This window comes from Flavobacterium panacagri (assembly GCF_030378165.1).
GTDB classification, from domain to species: domain Bacteria; phylum Bacteroidota; class Bacteroidia; order Flavobacteriales; family Flavobacteriaceae; genus Flavobacterium; species Flavobacterium panacagri.
In genome coordinates this window covers 2,287,866-2,303,854 of sequence record NZ_CP119766.1, presented here as the reverse complement: position 1 = coordinate 2,303,854, position 15,989 = coordinate 2,287,866, and the positions used below count along the sequence as shown (strand labels likewise).

Genomic DNA, 15,989 nt, shown 5'->3' with positions numbered 1-15,989 from the left:
TATAAAAAAAAGAGGCTTTTAAGCCTCTTTTTGTTTTTATTACTTTATTGGATTTAATATCAAATCGATTCTTTTGATACAATCTTCATAATGGTATTTTGTTTCAGTATTAATCCCTGTCGCTTTTGCTGTGACAAGCGATTTTCTTAATGCTACTAACTCTCCACGCACCAAAGCTCTAAGATCAGATTGCGCAGTGTTAAAGTATGTTGCTGATCGATCAGTGGGCTTAATTTCCTCTGTCATTAAATAGCTCATTCTATCAATATAAGCGCGTTGCAAGTTTCTGCGATAAACGGTTACATTTCCTGCAGCCACAGCTTCTTTCCAAATTCCTTTTCTAATATCTTTAAAAAAATCTAAAGCTTTGTAATTATCGCCACTTAAAATTTCGTTATCCATTAATCTTCCTATCCTTCCTAAAGTCATTAAGTTATTAAGCTGTCTTACCTGAAGGTTTCTAAACTTTTCTGTATAACCTGCAAACTCTGTATTTTGCAAGGTTTTAGTATTTACAATCCAAGTTGGCGATTCAAAAGCATTTTTCTGAAGCCAGTTCATTGCTTCTATTTGTTTTGCTTTTGGAACTACTTCATAAACGCTCCCTGCCTGATTTGGCTTTTTGGTATTTTCATAAATTCCTCCCACATTCGTTACCACATGACCAACATAACGGCTCCAGCAGTCCAAAAGCTCTTTATATAATTCTTCTAAATCTTCGTAATTATTAGTTGCGGTACTAGTCCATTCGCTAAGATGACCGGCAACGTATTCCAAATTTTTAAGTCCATAAGAGCTTGCTTTCATGGAGTTGTTTCCTATGTCTTCTGTTTGAGAAGACGGATCAAAAGCACTGCTTTGTTTTCCAAATTTATAAATAGGATTTCCAGCTTTTTCTAATATCCATTTATCTAAAGTTGGAATTTCTGCTTCAGGAGATTTTGCAGTTGGAATAGCTCTGTATCCCCAATTCAAGGCATAATGGTCATAAGCTCCCATTTTACGTATAAAACGAATATTTTGATCTCCAGGCTGCGCGATATAATTGAAACGGGCATAATCCATAATACTTGCAGAAATTCCGTTTTCTTTTGTAAAAGCTCCATTTCTATAACTTTCTACATCATAAGCACAGCTTGCTCCCATATTATGCGGAAAACCTAAAGCGTGTCCTACTTCATGAGCAATAACCATTCGCATCATTTCGCCCATTTCTGCATCACTAGTTTGCAAAGTTCGTGCTGAAGGATTTGCTGCTCCTGTTTCTAATAAATATCTATTTCTGTAAGAACGTAAATGATTGTGGTACCAAATTACATCACTCTCAATAATTTCTCCAGTTCTTGGGTCTGAAACACTTGGACCAACTGCATTTCTAGTCGTACTGGCTACATAGCGAATAACTGAGTAACGCACATCTTCTGGGCTGAAATCTGGGTCTTCTTCTTTTGTCGGAGCATCTTTTGCGATGATTGCATTTTTAAATCCAGCAGTTTCAAAAGGTTTCTGCCATTCTTCAATTCCTTGTTTAATGTATTTTTTTAATTTTTCAGGCGTTGCTGGATCTAAGTAATACACAATTGGTTTTATAGGTTCTACCAATTCTCCTCTGTTATATGCCTCAGGATCTTTTGGTTCTAATCTCCATCGTCTGATATACGTCTTTAAATCTGATTTTAATTCATTGCTTCCATAATCGTACTGACTCACTGTAAACCATCCTACTCTCGGATCTGCCAAACGAGGTTTCATCGGGATTTCTGGTAGTAAAATCATAGATTGATTCATCTGAATGCTGATTGATTCTGATTCTTCTAACATAGAAGGTTTCGAAGCATTATAGGTCATATCTTGAATTACTTCGATATTCATCGGAAAGCTTTTCATTGCTGTAATAAAAGTTCTGGAATCATCTAAACCTTTTACTTTGTAGGTATCTCGCATTTCAGCCGAAATGCCGCTGATTGCTTTTACATCTGTACTGTAAAATTTAGTGACATCAATAACTGTATTTGCCGAATCTTTACTGAAAGCAACAATATCAAAAGCATATAAAGTTGGCTCATAATTATTAGCTTTAACTGAAATACTAATTGGCAGTGTATCATTTGCCACTGAATTATAAGATTTTGATTTGATTAAGATTTTATCCTGAAAACGCTGCCATACAATAAGCTGTTCATTGGTTTCAGAACCGGCATTTACATAACCGCCACCCAAATTAGAAGGCAATTTTGCAAGACGGCTAACCAAAAGCATATCTTTATTTAAATATTTATTCGGAATCTCGAAATAGTATTTTTTATCTACTTTATGTACTGTGAAAAGCCCTTCGTCTGATACTGCATCTTTAGTAATTACTTTATTATAATCCTTAATAGACGATTCTGGTTTCTTTTCTGGCGGAGTGGCTGGTACCTCTTTTTGATCTTTTTTCTTTTTACTCTGAGCAAATTGTTGAGAAGGAAATAGCGCTAAAATGGCTATTGTAGATAAAATGAAAAATTTCTTCATTTTGGTAGGTTTAATGGTTATTTGTTAAACAAAAATAATTTTTATTACAATAATACAATAAATTTCATTTCTATTAACTTTTTATTAACTTTTGGTTTTTATGTATAAAAAAGGCTCTACTTTATAAAAGCGAGCCTTTGAATTTGTCTTTTTTATTGTTTAAAAAGTCTTCGAAACTTTGTCAATTGCTTGAATTGTAAAATCTAAATCTTCATAAGTCAAAGCATCTGTAATAAACCATGTTTCATAAGCAGATGGAGCAATATAAATTCCTTCTTGTAATAATCCGTGGAAGAATTTCTTAAATGTTTCATTATCTCCTTTTGCAGCAGTTTGGAAATCAGTAACTGGATCTGCATCAAAGTGAACCGAAATCATAGAACCTACTCTATTGATGGTAAACACCACATTATTCGCTTTTAAAACTCTGTCAATTCCTGCTTCTAAGTAGGCTGTTTTTTCTTCTAAACGAGTAAAAATTTCTCTGTCGCTATCAAGAGCTTTCAACATTGCCAATCCCGCAGCCATTGCTAACGGATTTCCAGATAATGTTCCTGCCTGATAAACTGGTCCAAGAGGAGCTAAATAATTCATGATTTCTTCGCGGGCAGCAAAAGCTCCAACTGGAAGTCCTCCACCAATAACTTTTCCAAAAGTTACAATATCAGCATCAATTCCATACAATTCCTGAACGCCGCCACGAGCCAAACGAAAACCTGTCATTACCTCATCAAAAATCAGTAAAATTCCGTTTGCTGTGCATAATTCTCTCAAGCCTTCAAGGAAACCTTTTTGAGGTGGAATACATCCCATATTTCCAGCAACAGCTTCGATAATAATTGCTGCAATTTCTCCTTTATTTGCTTCAACCAATGTTTTTACATTTTCTAAATCATTGTATTTTGCCAATAAAGTATCTTTTGCAGTTCCCTGCGTAACTCCTGGACTATTTGGCGAACCAAAAGTTACCGCACCGCTTCCTGCCTGAATCAAAAATGAATCTGAATGTCCGTGGTAGCAACCTGCAAATTTTACAATTTTATCTCTTTTTGTAAATCCTCTTGCTAAACGAATCGCGCTCATACAAGCTTCTGTTCCTGAATTTACAAATCTTATTTTATCAATATTTGGAACCATTGAAACGGCCAAAGCAGCGATTTCAGTTTCCAATTCTGTAGGCATTCCAAACGAAGTTCCCAGTTTTGCTTTTTCGATTACGGCATCTACAACCGACTGATAGGCATGGCCTAAAACCATTGGTCCCCAAGAGTTGATATAATCTATTAATTTGTTCCCGTCTTCATCATATAAATAAGCACCTTTGGCACTTTTTACAAAAATCGGAGTTCCGCCAACTGCTTTAAATGCTCTTACTGGTGAATTTACTCCTCCCGGAATTACTTTTTCTGCTGCAGCAAAAAGCTGACTACTTCTTTTATATAACATTTTTTATTTTAGATTTTAGAGTTCAGATTTTAGATTTAATCTATCGACTTAAACCTTGATCTCTTACAAACTCATTGAAATATTTTTGTTCTATTTGTTTTTCTTTTGAAAGATCTTCCATTTTCAAATCCGACATTCCTGTTGGAGAATAAAATCTCCATTTCCAAGTTGGTCGATGTTTTATGAAAAAATTTGTTTCTGCAAATTCATCATGTTCATAAACTCCACAAAAAAGTCTAATAGTCATTGCAACTGCTAAAATAAAAATTACAATTAAGACTTTCTTCTTCATTTTTTATTAAAAACTGAGACTGAACACTAAAAGCTGAACACTTAATTACTTAACCTTAAGCCTCTGCCCAATCGAAATGGCATTATCAGTCAGATTATTTTTTCGCTTTAAATCTTCAACCAATAAATTGAATTTTTTTGAAATCGAATACAAAGTATCTCCTTTTTGGACCTCATACAAATTCGGATCGTATTGATTCATATTGATCTTTGGATCAGAAGCGACATCATAAGATGATTTTTTTTGTGGAGTGGAAGTATTTATTGGCACATAATTTCTTCCTGTAACCTGACAATCATATTGATGCAGATTGTATCTTTCAATATAACTGATTAATTTATCTGGATATTTCGGATCTGTTGCGTAACCTGCTGCTCTCAAACCTTTTGCCCAAGCTTTGTAATCGTCTTTTTCGTAAGTGAACAAGGTAGCATATCGTTTTTTTCCAACTAAAAATAGAGCGTGATCTCTATACGATTCTGATGCCTGAGGATATTTCCTAAAACATTCCTGAGCCGAGTCATCATCGTGGCGAACACTTTCTCCCAACCAATCATTATGGCATTTTATTCCAAAATGATTATTAGCATCTACTGCTAAATCTCCTTTTCCTGCACCCGATTCCAAAATTCCCTGCGCCAAAATAATACTCGCTGGAATTCCGTACGTTTTCATGTTTCCCATTGCAATGTCTTTGTATTGCAAAACATAATTATTGATCAAATCGCTTGTTACAACTGTTTTTGAAGTAGATTGAATAACCTCAGTTGTATTATTGGTAGAAGGATATTTAGCTGTTGGTTTAGCATACACAGGCTTTTTAGCTGCTGCAGTTCTTGTTTGGTGTACAGCCGCTTTTTTAGTCGTTGCGATAGCAGGTTTGCTCGACGAGCAACTTGCCAAAACTAATATTACGACAAGTAATACAATTTTTTTAATCATTGGTTTTGAGTATTGGTAATTTCTTCTGCTTCAACTTTATATTCATTCCTTCAATTCCCTGTAATCCACCAGTATGAATGAGTAAAATTTTTGAATGTGCAGGAAAATAATTTTTGCTGATTAAATCTATAACGCCAAAAACCATCTTTCCCGTATAAATTGGATCTAAGGGCACTTTTGTTTCTTCAAAAAATGAATTAATAAATTCAATTAATTCTAAATTTATCTTGCCGTAACCTCCAAAATGATAGTCAGAAATTAAATTCCAGTTATCTTTTTTTGCAAAAATACGAATTTCATCGGTTAAAAAGTCACCTTTTAACGCTGGAAAACCCAAAATCTTCTGATTTGGCAATGCACTATTGATTAATCCCGAAATCGTACCTCCTGTTCCAACTGCACAGCAAACGTAATTAAAAACCGAATCTTCTTCTGTCAAAATCTCTTCGCAGCCTTTTACTGCGAGTTCATTTGTACCGCCTTCGGGAACTAAATAAAAATTGCCGAACTTGTTTTTTAACTTTTCTATAAATGAAGTTTCATTCTTTAAACGATACTCTTCTCTCGAAACAAACTCCAATTGCATTCCATTTTCCTGAGCAAATTTTAAGGTTGGATTTTCCTGTATTTTATCCAGAAGTTCGTCTCCGCGAATGATTCCGATAGTTTTAAGACCTTGTTCTTTTCCAGCATAAGCTACAGCTGCAATATGATTGGAAAAAGCGCCACCAAAAGTCAGTAAAGTATCTTTGTTTTCTGCTTTCGCCTGAAGTAAATTGTATTTCAGTTTTCTGAATTTATTTCCTGAAACAAAAGAATGAATCAAATCTTCACGCTTTATAGTCAAAGAAATATCATTTGGAAATTGAATATTTATAGATTGATTGAAAACTGGATTCATTTTGATTTGATGTAATGTAAAAACTGAAAAAAGGATCTGTTTTTCAGATAATTTAAGTCTCTTTCTTTAGTATAAGCTTCTCTTTCGAAACTGATATTTCGATACGCCAATGCTCCATTTTTATATTGAATCAGGCGAATTAAATATTCTAAAAAATACCAGACAAAAAACGGAATTACTAAAAGCTCTAACTGTTGTCTTAAATGGATTTTTTCATGATTGACGAAAACTTCATTCGTCTTATCAAAATCATATTTTGCAATTATAAACGGAAATACAGCCATTCCTCGATATCCTTTCGGAATTAAATATTTGGCAACAATCAGAAACATTGGCTGTAAAATTTATAAATTTGTAGCTATATAATTGTTCGATTTCGATAAAAACACAATCAAATATTTATATTTTTGATTTTAAAGTTTAGAAAAATAGAACACGAAGCAGATTTATGAAAGAGCAAAGTAATGAAAATAAATTAATCGAAGGAGAAGATTTTTACTATACGCCCGAAGGTTACAAATGCTTTACTGAAAAACATCATTTAAAAAGAGGTTATTGCTGCAAAAGTGGCTGCCGACATTGTCCATACGGATATGATAAAAAAACAGGAAGAATCAATAAACCTTCATAAAAATTAAAACAACACACATGAACGTTTTCATCAATAAAAATATACCAGAAACAGGAATTAAACTTCTTGAGGAAAAAGGCATCAATCTGACCATAAACCCAACAGAGAATATATTACCTAGAGAAGAATTCATTAAAATCTGTCAGAAGAATGATGTTCTTTTAAATGTTGGAACCAATAATTTAGATGAAGATTTTTTTCAGCAATGTCCCAATTTAAAAGGAATTGCTTTGTTTTCTGTCGGGTTTGATTCCGTTCATATTCCATCGGCAAACAGCAGAAAAATTCCTGTCGGAAATACACCTGATGTTTTAAGTAGAGCAACATCAGATGTTGCCTTTTTATTGATGCAGAGTGTTGCTCGAAAATCATTTTTTAATCATAAAAGAATTTTAAATAACGATTGGGGAAGTTTTGATCCGTTGGCCAATTTAGGACAGGAACTTTATGGAAAGACATTAGGAGTATTCGGTTTGGGGAGAATTGGTTTTGAAATGGCTCAAAAATGCAAAGCTGCTTTTGGAATGAATATTATTTACCACAATCGCTCTCGTAAAGAAGATGCAGAAAAAGAATTGGGTGCAAAATTAGTAGATTTTGAAACGCTACTTGCTGAAAGTGACGTTTTAAGTGTTCATGCTAATTATACAATAGAAAATAACGAACTCTTCAATAAAATTGCTTTTGCTAAAATGAAATCGAATTCGATTTTCATCAACACCGCAAGAGGAAAATTTCATAATGAAAATGACTTATTTGAAGCTTTAACAAATAATATAATCTGGGGCGCGGGACTTGATGTTACCAATCCAGAACCTATGAAACAAGATAATCCGTTATTATCGCTTTCAAATTGCTGTGTTTTACCGCATATTGGTTCAGCAACATACGAAGCCAGAAACGGAATGGCAGTTTGCGCAGCACAAAATATAATTGCGGTTATTGAGGGTAAAAAAATGCCGTATTGTGTTAATGAAGAGGTTTATCTTTAATTAGATAATTTTTGAAAATCTGAAATCAACAATCTAAAATATCATATATGGATATTCGCTCAAGGAAGTTTAAGATTACGATTTATAAATCGTATCACAGGTCGGATATCCGTTATCCTTAGTTTTTTTAATTAGAAAATGTGACAATATGGGAATGAGATAATTTAAAATAAATTCCAAATGTTAAATTTCAAATTCCAATTACATCAATTAGCGTTTGCACATTTGAATCGCCATCAAATGGCATAATTAAAAAACAAAAAATTAATCTGATGTTAATCTAAGCTCAATATCTTAGTAACTTAGAATCTCAGCATCTTAGAATCTTACAGAAATGACTTTCAAAGAACAAATACAACAAGGAATTCCAAATATATTACCTCCAAAGCAAGCATACGATCCAGCGATTAATCATGCTCCGAAACGAAAAGAAATTCTTTCGGCAGAAGAGAAAAAGCTGGCTCTTAAAAATGCCTTACGTTATTTTGATCCAAAACATCACGCCGAATTAATTCCCGAATTTTTAGAAGAACTAGAAAAATACGGGCGTATTTATATGTATCGTCTTCGTCCAGATTACAGAATGTACGCAAGACCAATCGAAGAATATCCTGGAAAATCATTACAGGCAAAAGCGATTATGCACATGATTCAGAACAACTTGGATTATGCTGTAGCACAGCATCCACATGAATTGATTACCTATGGTGGAAACGGTGCTGTTTTCCAAAACTGGGCACAATATCTATTGACGATGCAATATCTCTCTGAAATGACAGATGAGCAGACATTAACCATGTATTCAGGACATCCAATGGGATTATTTCCTTCCCATAAAGAAGCTCCAAGAGTTGTGGTTACAAACGGAATGGTTATACCGAATTATTCTAAACCTGACGATTGGGAAAAAATGAATGCGTTGGGAGTTTCGCAATACGGACAAATGACAGCGGGAAGTTATATGTACATTGGCCCGCAGGGAATTGTACACGGAACTACGATTACCGTTTTAAATGGTTTCAGAAAAATAAAACAAAATCCCGAAGGAAGTCTATTCGTAACTTCTGGGCTTGGAGGAATGTCCGGGGCACAGCCAAAAGCTGGAAATATTGCAGGATGTATTACGGTCTGCGCCGAAGTAAATCCGAAAATCACCAAAATCCGTCACGAACAAGGTTGGATTAATGAAGTCGTAACATCAACGGACGAACTAGTTGCCAGAGTAGCTTTGGCGAAAGCCAATAAAGAAACCGTTTCGATTGCTTATTTAGGAAATGTGGTGGACGTTTGGGAACGTTTTGACCAGGAAAACATTAAAATTGATTTAGGCTCAGATCAGACTTCACTTCATAATCCTTGGGCTGGAGGTTATTATCCAGTTGGGATTTCGTTTGAAGAAGCCAATGATTTAATGGCTAACAATCCTGAATTATTTAAAGAAAAAGTTCAGGAAACATTACGCCGTCATGCCACTGCTATTAATAAACATACCGCAAAAGGCACTTACTTTTTTGATTACGGAAATGCCTTTTTATTAGAAGCTTCTCGTGCAGGAGCCGATGTAATGGCCGAAAATAATATCGATTTTAAATATCCTAGTTATGTTCAGGATATTATGGGGCCAATGTGTTTTGACTACGGATTTGGGCCTTTCCGCTGGGTTTGTACTTCGGGGAAACCAGAAGATTTATTAAAAACTGACGCCATTGCCTGCAAAGTTTTAGAAAAAATGGCAGAAACTGCTCCAAATGAAATTCAGCAGCAAATGCAGGATAACATTAAATGGATTAAAGGCGCACAGGAAAACAAGCTGGTTGTAGGTTCACAAGCTCGAATTCTTTATGCCGATGCTGAAGGAAGAATTAAAATTGCAGAAGCTTTCAATCAAGCCATTGCAAAAGGAGAAATTGGCGCAGTGGTTTTAGGACGCGATCACCATGATGTTTCTGGAACCGACTCGCCTTACAGAGAAACTTCAAATATCTATGACGGATCTCGTTTTACTGCCGATATGGCGATTCATAACGTGATTGGAGACAGTTTTAGAGGAGCAACCTGGGTATCAATCCATAACGGTGGTGGCGTTGGCTGGGGAGAGGTTATAAACGGCGGATTTGGTATGGTTCTTGATGGTTCTACTGAGGCTTCAAAGCGTTTAGCGTCAATGCTTTTCTGGGATGTAAATAACGGAATTTCAAGACGAAGCTGGGCTCGAAATGAAGGGGCCGTTTTTGCCATAAAAAGGGCTATGGAGGTGGAACCTTTATTAAAAGTAACTTTACCTAATATAGTTGATGAAAATTTACTAAATTAATAGAACATTTAATTCCTAAAAATATGAAAACACTTAAGTTAATTCCGTTTTTCCTGCTGTTGATTCTTTCTTCTTGCAGCAGTGTTACTGTATATTCTGATTACGACAAAACTGTCGATTTTGCGCCTTATAAGACTTATGCTTTCTTTAAGCCCGGAATTGATAAAGTAGAGATTTCTGATTTGGATAAAAGACGTATTCTGAAAGCAATCGATGCCGAAATGCAAGCCAAAGGTCTTACCAAAAGTGAAACCCCTGATTTATTGGTTAACATTTTCACTAAATCAAGAGAACAGGTAAATGTAAATCAATTTAGTGCTGGCTGGGGTTACGGCTGGGGCTGGGGTTGGAATCCGTGGATGATGTACGGAGGAAATCAAACTACTGTTTCTACTTCTACAGAAGGAACTTTATACATTGATTTAATCGATGCTAAAAAGAAAGAAATGATCTGGCAGGGCGAAGGTCAGGGAACTTTAACTCGAAACATTGACAAAAAAGATCAAAAAATTGCTGAGTTCGTAAATAAAATTTTAGCTCAATATCCGCCTGTAAAAAAATAATTATTTACTTTTGCTATTCAATCAGCTAAAAAAATGAAAAACTTTAACAACATTATTATCGCTATTATTAGCATTATTGCAATTCAGCAGTAATGGCGAGGTGTTATATAAGTTTGTAAAATATAATTTATAGAAACCTCCCAATTGGGAGGTTTTTTATTTTAAAAACAATTTTAAACAGCCACGAATTCACGAATTCTTATATTCAAAAATTATCAAAAATAATTCGTGAATTCGTGGCGAAAAAAAAACAAATTCTCATGAGTTTATTTAATGAAGTACTTAATGCCAAAAAGCAGCTTGAAGATGTAGTTGCAGCTACTCCTCTAACCCAAAATTTGAATCTTTCGGACGAATTCAAATCGACTATTTTATTAAAAAGAGAAGATTTACAAATTGTGCGGTCGTATAAAATTAGAGGAGCCTACAATAAGATTTCTTCGTTAAATGAAAAAGAAAAAGCAAGCGGAATTGTTTGTGCCAGTGCTGGAAATCATGCCCAGGGAGTTGCTTATTCTTGTAATCTCTTAAATATCCAAGGTAAAATCTATATGCCGAAAACAACTCCAAAACAAAAAGTAAAACAAGTACAATTGTTTGGAAAAAAGTTTGTCGAAATTGTTTTAACCGGAGATACTTTTGATGACGCTTATGCTTCAGCCACTGCAGATGCTATTAAAAATCATAAAACCTTTATCCATCCTTTTGATGATGAAAAAGTGATTGCAGGTCAAGGAACTGTTGGATTGGAAATTCTAGAAAGTTGCAAAGAACCAATCGATTATGTTTTTGTACCCATTGGCGGTGGTGGACTCGCATCTGGTTTATCTGAAGTTTTCAGACATTTAAGTCCAAACACTAAAATAATCGGAGTTGAGCCAAAAGGCGCTCCTTCGATGAAAACTTCAATTGAAGAAAATAAAAACACGCCGTTAAAAACAATTGACAAATTTGTTGATGGTGCTGCTGTAAAACAAGTTGGCGATAAAACCTTTGAAATCTGTCGTTATAATTTGGAAGATATTATTTTGGTTCCCGAAGGAAAAGTCTGTACGACCATTTTAAGATTATATAATGAAGAAGCTATGGTTGTAGAACCTGCAGGTGCTTTGACTATCGCTGCCTTGGATTTTTATAAAGATAAAATTAAAGGTAAAAATGTAGTCTGCATTGTAAGCGGAAGCAATAATGACATCGAAAGAACGGCTGAAATAAAAGAACGTTCTTTATTATATGAAGGATTAATGCATTATTTCATGATTCAGTTTCCACAGCGTCCAGGAGCTTTAAAAGAATTCGTAAATAATATTTTAGGCCCAGATGATGATATCACTTATTTTCAGTTTGCTAAGAAAAACAGTCGTGAAAAAGGTTCTGTTGTTGTTGGTTTAGAATTGAAAAACAAAAAAGACATCATGCCTATTAAACTTAAAATGACGCAAAACGGATTTGAATTTCAATATTTAAATGATAATCAGGATTTGTTTACGCAATTGATTGGATAATCGTTTTCAAAATGATAATTGTCAATAAATAAAAAAACTTATGACGTATTTTTGCAGCTTAACTTTAGAATAAATAAAATGGCAGATTTAAAAGATATTTCCACTATAGAAGACATTCAACAAATGGTTAACAGCTTTTATGCTAATGTTAGAAAAGACGATTTGATTGGCCCTATTTTTAACGATAAGTTACAAGATCGCTGGGAACCTCATTTGCAAAAAATGTATAATTTTTGGCAGACCATTCTTTTCGATGTCCGTGCTTATTCTGGAACACCTTTTCCGCCACACAAACAATTGCCTGTTGACAAAACTCATTTTGACCGCTGGATTGCCATTTTTAATACGACAATCGATTCTCAGTTTGCTGGGCCAATTACAGAAGAAGCTAAAATGCGTGCTACAAATATGGCTTTTATGTTCAGCCATAAAATTGAGTATTTTAGAAACGCTGAAAATGAAATGAGAGATGCCACAAAAAAATCTTAAAAAATTTCTTTCAAATAACAAACAGAACTTTATATTTGGCTAAATGAATTAACCCCAAATCTATATTTTTAGTTATGAAAAAAGCAACCTTATTTGTTATCATCTGTTTTGCATTTATAAATCAATTAGCGGCACAATCACAAGCACCGTTTTCCAATTTATATAAAGGAACGGTTGATGGAAAAACTCCCGTTACTTTTTATATTAAAGCAACAGAAAACCAATGTACAGCTGATTTAAGTTATGTCGCAATATATCGTTATAAATCAAATAAATGGCTTCATCTGGATATTACACAGAACAGAAAAGTTGAAAATGAATTTATTATGGTGGAACATGGTTTCAGCGGTGTTTTGATTTTAAAGAAAACTGGAAATACTTTCTCCGGTTTATGGATTAGTCCCGATACTAAAAAACAGTTAAAAATCGATTTAAAAGAGGTTTCAATGACTAAAAAAGAAATCGAAAACTACGAACAAACACTGGAAAGAGTAAGTTTTGAAAATAATGACTGCTAAAAACATTAATTCTATCATTTATTCTAAACTCACAAAAACGCAATAAAAGCTAATTTCGGATAAAAATATTGTGATAAAATGCAAAAAATAGCGGTCTAAATTCGTAATTTTACATTCTAATCTACAACGTTTTCGAAATGAATCCAAATATTGAAACCAATCCGTTATTAGAAAGATTGCCTAAACATTTACAGCAATTTATCAAACCTCAAGATTATAGCGATTATTCTCCTATCAATCAAGCAGTTTGGCGATATGTGATGCGCAAAAATGTTGATTATCTTTCAAAAGTAGCACACCATTCTTATTTGGAAGGTTTACGAAAAACGGGAATCGAGATAGATTCTATTCCGAGCATGTATGGCATGAACCGAATTCTTAGCGAGATTGGTTGGGCAGCAGTTGCCGTTGATGGCTTTATTCCGCCAAATGCTTTTATGGAATTTCAGGCTTATAATGTTTTGGTTATTGCTTCGGATATTCGACAGTTAGAACATATTGAATACACTCCTGCTCCGGATATTATTCACGAAGGTGCTGGCCACGCTCCTATTATTGCTAATCCTGAATATGCTGAATATCTAAGACGTTTTGGAGAAATTGGCTGTAAAGCAATTTCTTCTCATAAAGATTATCAGATGTATGAGGCAATCCGACTGCTTTCGATTTTAAAAGAAGCCGAAGATACACCTCAGGAAAAAATAGACGAAGCTGAAAAAGCAGTTGCCGATTTACAAAATGATATGGGTGAATTATCTGAAATGGCTCAAATTCGAAACCTGCATTGGTGGACAGTGGAATACGGCTTAATTGGAACAGTTGAAAATCCTAAAATATATGGTGCTGGATTGCTTTCTTCGATTGGCGAAAGTGCACACTGCATGACCGATAATGTGAAGAAAATCCCTTATGATATTTCAGCAGCCAATCAGAATTTTGATATTACGCAATTACAACCTCAATTGTATGTAACACCGACTTTTTCTCATTTAAGTTTGATTCTGGAAGAATTTGCTAATAAAATGGCTTTACGTACTGGAGGTCTTTCTGGAATTAAAAAACTGATTCAATCGAATGCTTTAGGAACAATTGAATTGAGCACAGGTTTACAAATTTCAGGAGTTTTCACGAATGTAATTGAAGAAGAAGGAAAACCTGTTTATATTCAGACCACTGGAAAAACTGCTTTGGCTTACCGCGAAAAAGAATTAGTAGGCCACGGAACTTTAACACATCCGCACGGATTTGGAAGTCCGATTGGGAAATTGAAAGGTTTTAATCTGGCGATTGAAGATATGAGTCCGAAAGATTTACAGGCTTACAGCATTGTAGAGGGAGAAAAGATAACACTGGAATTTGAAGGCAATATTATTGTGGAAGGCGAGATTATTACCGGCTCTCGAAATCTTCATGGAGAAATCATTTTAATTAGTTTTAAAAATTGTACCGTTACTCATGGCGAAACTATTTTATTTCAGCCTGATTGGGGAAATTATGATATGGCAATTGGTAAAAAAGTAATTTCTGCTTTCTCTGGCCCTGCTGATGTCAATAGTTTTGATTTAATTAATATTGTTCCTTCAACCAAAACTATCAAAGCAAAACATACTGATGAGCGCGATGAATTGGAGCATTTATATGCAACTGTTCGTGAAATCAGAAATAATAAATCTTCTAAAACAGAATTGAAGGCTGTTTTTGAAAAACTAAAAAATAATCATTCAAATGATTGGTTATTGTCTGTTGAAATTGCTGAGCTTTTGAAAGATTCTGAAGAGAAACAGCTTTTACAGGAAGTATTGGTTCATTTAGATCAATTGAAAGTAAAACGTCCTGAAGTGGCGCATTTGATTTCTGGAGGACTGGATTTGATTTTTGATAATTTGCCACAAAGGCACTAAGACGCAAAGATTTTCCTCATTTTATGTCATTTCGACTGAAAGGAGAAATCACACTAGAAACTCCGCAAAGAAAACACCAATCTTTGTAGATATACGAGTGTGATTTCTCCTTTCAGTCGAAATGACAAGATTGCGAGAAAATCTTTATTTGAAAAAACATTCAGATTAAATCCTCACAATCCTTTTAATCTATGGCAAAAAAAACTTTGTGTCTTAGTGCCTTTGTGGCAAATTATCAAAAATCAAATCCTGACTTAACTCAGTCTCAGACTCGATAGTTTTTCCTTTGTATTCCAACTTCCAGCCCATCGAGTTTGTCAGAATCAGAATTTTAGACAATTCACTAATTAGTCTGTTTTGGGCGTTTGTTTTGAGCGTTGATTTTTCAATTTTCTTGGCTAAGTTTGCCTTTACCGATTTATTGATTTTATTATAGTCATCTCCTGTAAACGGATTCAATTTACTTTGTTCTACATCATAAAACTGAATATCCGGATTGATTGTAATTTCTTCTTTTGGAATGTTTAGAATCGTAATGGTTTTATTTTTCTCATCAATATCGTATTTCATTTGATGCAAATCATAAGCAACCGTTACGTTTGCATTGACTACAATAAGCGCTTTCTTTTCAAAAGAAATCATATCCATCAAATACTTCTGTTGATTTTTATAGGTAACCACTTCCGAAAAATGACCTTCGGTTACCACTAGTTTTCCAACATTAAGAATCTGCTGTTGAATTAAATTGGTATTGTATTGAATATCCGAATCGTCCTCTTTTTTAAACTGGCAGTATTTAAAAGCCAAAACAATGACTAAAACGATTACACCAATACCAATAATTCTTTTGATTAAGTTTTGCATTCCTCTAAAATATTTTAGACCAATTTACTTTATTTTTTCTTTTTTCTGCCACGAATTCACGAATTTTCGCCAATCTCTTTGTCTATTATTTTTCTCAATTTCACAAATCAAAATTCG

General features: G+C 34.2%; 15 protein-coding genes. 8 read left to right on the top strand and 7 right to left on the bottom strand.

The window, feature by feature from the left end; translation table 11 throughout:
* Window positions 1-39: 39 nt before the first annotated feature.
* From P2W65_RS10390 to P2W65_RS10365, 6 genes are all read right to left on the bottom strand, one after another.
* Window positions 40-2,514, bottom strand: coding sequence for a zinc-dependent metalloprotease (locus P2W65_RS10390; RefSeq protein WP_289665388.1), 2,475 nt, complete (start codon window positions 2,512-2,514; stop codon window positions 40-42).
* A gap of 159 nt (window positions 2,515-2,673) precedes the next feature.
* Window positions 2,674-3,960, bottom strand: a complete 1,287-nt coding sequence (gene hemL / locus P2W65_RS10385; protein ID WP_289665386.1) for a glutamate-1-semialdehyde 2,1-aminomutase — start codon at window positions 3,958-3,960, stop codon at window positions 2,674-2,676.
* Between the two features lie 40 nt (window positions 3,961-4,000).
* A complete protein-coding gene (locus P2W65_RS10380; RefSeq protein ID WP_289665384.1) occupies window positions 4,001-4,252 on the bottom strand; it encodes a hypothetical protein in 252 nt (83 codons plus the stop codon).
* Window positions 4,253-4,297: 45 nt separating this feature from the next.
* Window positions 4,298-5,194 carry a glucosaminidase domain-containing protein gene (locus tag P2W65_RS10375; protein ID WP_289665382.1) on the bottom strand — a complete coding sequence of 299 codons (897 nt, stop codon included), beginning with the start codon at window positions 5,192-5,194 and terminating at the stop codon, window positions 4,298-4,300.
* Window positions 5,187-6,095, bottom strand: a complete 909-nt coding sequence (locus tag P2W65_RS10370; RefSeq protein WP_289665380.1) for a 1-aminocyclopropane-1-carboxylate deaminase/D-cysteine desulfhydrase — start codon at window positions 6,093-6,095, stop codon at window positions 5,187-5,189. The genes P2W65_RS10375 and P2W65_RS10370 overlap by 8 nt, the downstream gene beginning before the upstream one ends.
* Window positions 6,092-6,427, bottom strand: a complete 336-nt coding sequence (locus P2W65_RS10365) for a hypothetical protein (RefSeq protein ID WP_179001148.1) — start codon at window positions 6,425-6,427, stop codon at window positions 6,092-6,094. Before P2W65_RS10365 ends, P2W65_RS10370 begins: the two co-directional genes overlap by 4 nt.
* A gap of 116 nt (window positions 6,428-6,543) precedes the next feature.
* On the opposite strand from P2W65_RS10365, the gene P2W65_RS10360 reads away from it, so the two are divergent.
* The 8 genes from P2W65_RS10360 (at window position 6,544) to P2W65_RS10325 (ending at window position 15,008) form a co-directional block, all read left to right on the top strand.
* Window positions 6,544-6,726, top strand: coding sequence for a C1orf53 family protein (locus P2W65_RS10360; protein ID WP_012023986.1), 183 nt, complete (start codon window positions 6,544-6,546; stop codon window positions 6,724-6,726).
* A gap of 17 nt (window positions 6,727-6,743) precedes the next feature.
* Window positions 6,744-7,718 carry a 2-hydroxyacid dehydrogenase gene (locus P2W65_RS10355; protein WP_289665377.1) on the top strand — a complete coding sequence of 325 codons (975 nt, stop codon included), beginning with the start codon at window positions 6,744-6,746 and terminating at the stop codon, window positions 7,716-7,718.
* A gap of 334 nt (window positions 7,719-8,052) precedes the next feature.
* The gene (gene hutU / locus P2W65_RS10350) at window positions 8,053-10,032 is read left to right on the top strand and encodes a urocanate hydratase (protein WP_289665376.1); all 1,980 of its coding nucleotides are present in this window, start codon (window positions 8,053-8,055) and stop codon (window positions 10,030-10,032) included.
* A gap of 23 nt (window positions 10,033-10,055) precedes the next feature.
* Window positions 10,056-10,595: a DUF4136 domain-containing protein gene (locus tag P2W65_RS10345; RefSeq protein WP_289665374.1), complete on the top strand. Its 540-nt coding sequence runs from the start codon at window positions 10,056-10,058 to the stop codon at window positions 10,593-10,595.
* 260 nt (window positions 10,596-10,855) lie between these two features.
* Complete coding sequence (ilvA, locus tag P2W65_RS10340) at window positions 10,856-12,100, top strand: threonine ammonia-lyase IlvA (RefSeq protein ID WP_289665372.1); 1,245 nt, start codon at window positions 10,856-10,858, stop codon at window positions 12,098-12,100.
* Between the two features lie 78 nt (window positions 12,101-12,178).
* Window positions 12,179-12,589, top strand: coding sequence for a group III truncated hemoglobin (locus P2W65_RS10335; RefSeq protein ID WP_179001158.1), 411 nt, complete (start codon window positions 12,179-12,181; stop codon window positions 12,587-12,589).
* 74 nt (window positions 12,590-12,663) lie between these two features.
* Window positions 12,664-13,107 (top strand): hypothetical protein, encoded by a 444-nt coding sequence (locus P2W65_RS10330; RefSeq protein ID WP_289665371.1) that lies wholly within the window; start codon window positions 12,664-12,666, stop codon window positions 13,105-13,107.
* A gap of 137 nt (window positions 13,108-13,244) precedes the next feature.
* Complete coding sequence (locus P2W65_RS10325) at window positions 13,245-15,008, top strand: aromatic amino acid hydroxylase (RefSeq protein ID WP_289665370.1); 1,764 nt, start codon at window positions 13,245-13,247, stop codon at window positions 15,006-15,008.
* Window positions 15,009-15,221: 213 nt separating this feature from the next.
* On the opposite strand, the gene P2W65_RS10320 is transcribed toward P2W65_RS10325, so the two are convergent.
* Window positions 15,222-15,872, bottom strand: coding sequence for a DUF4230 domain-containing protein (locus tag P2W65_RS10320; protein ID WP_289665369.1), 651 nt, complete (start codon window positions 15,870-15,872; stop codon window positions 15,222-15,224).
* Window positions 15,873-15,989 lie beyond the last annotated feature (117 nt).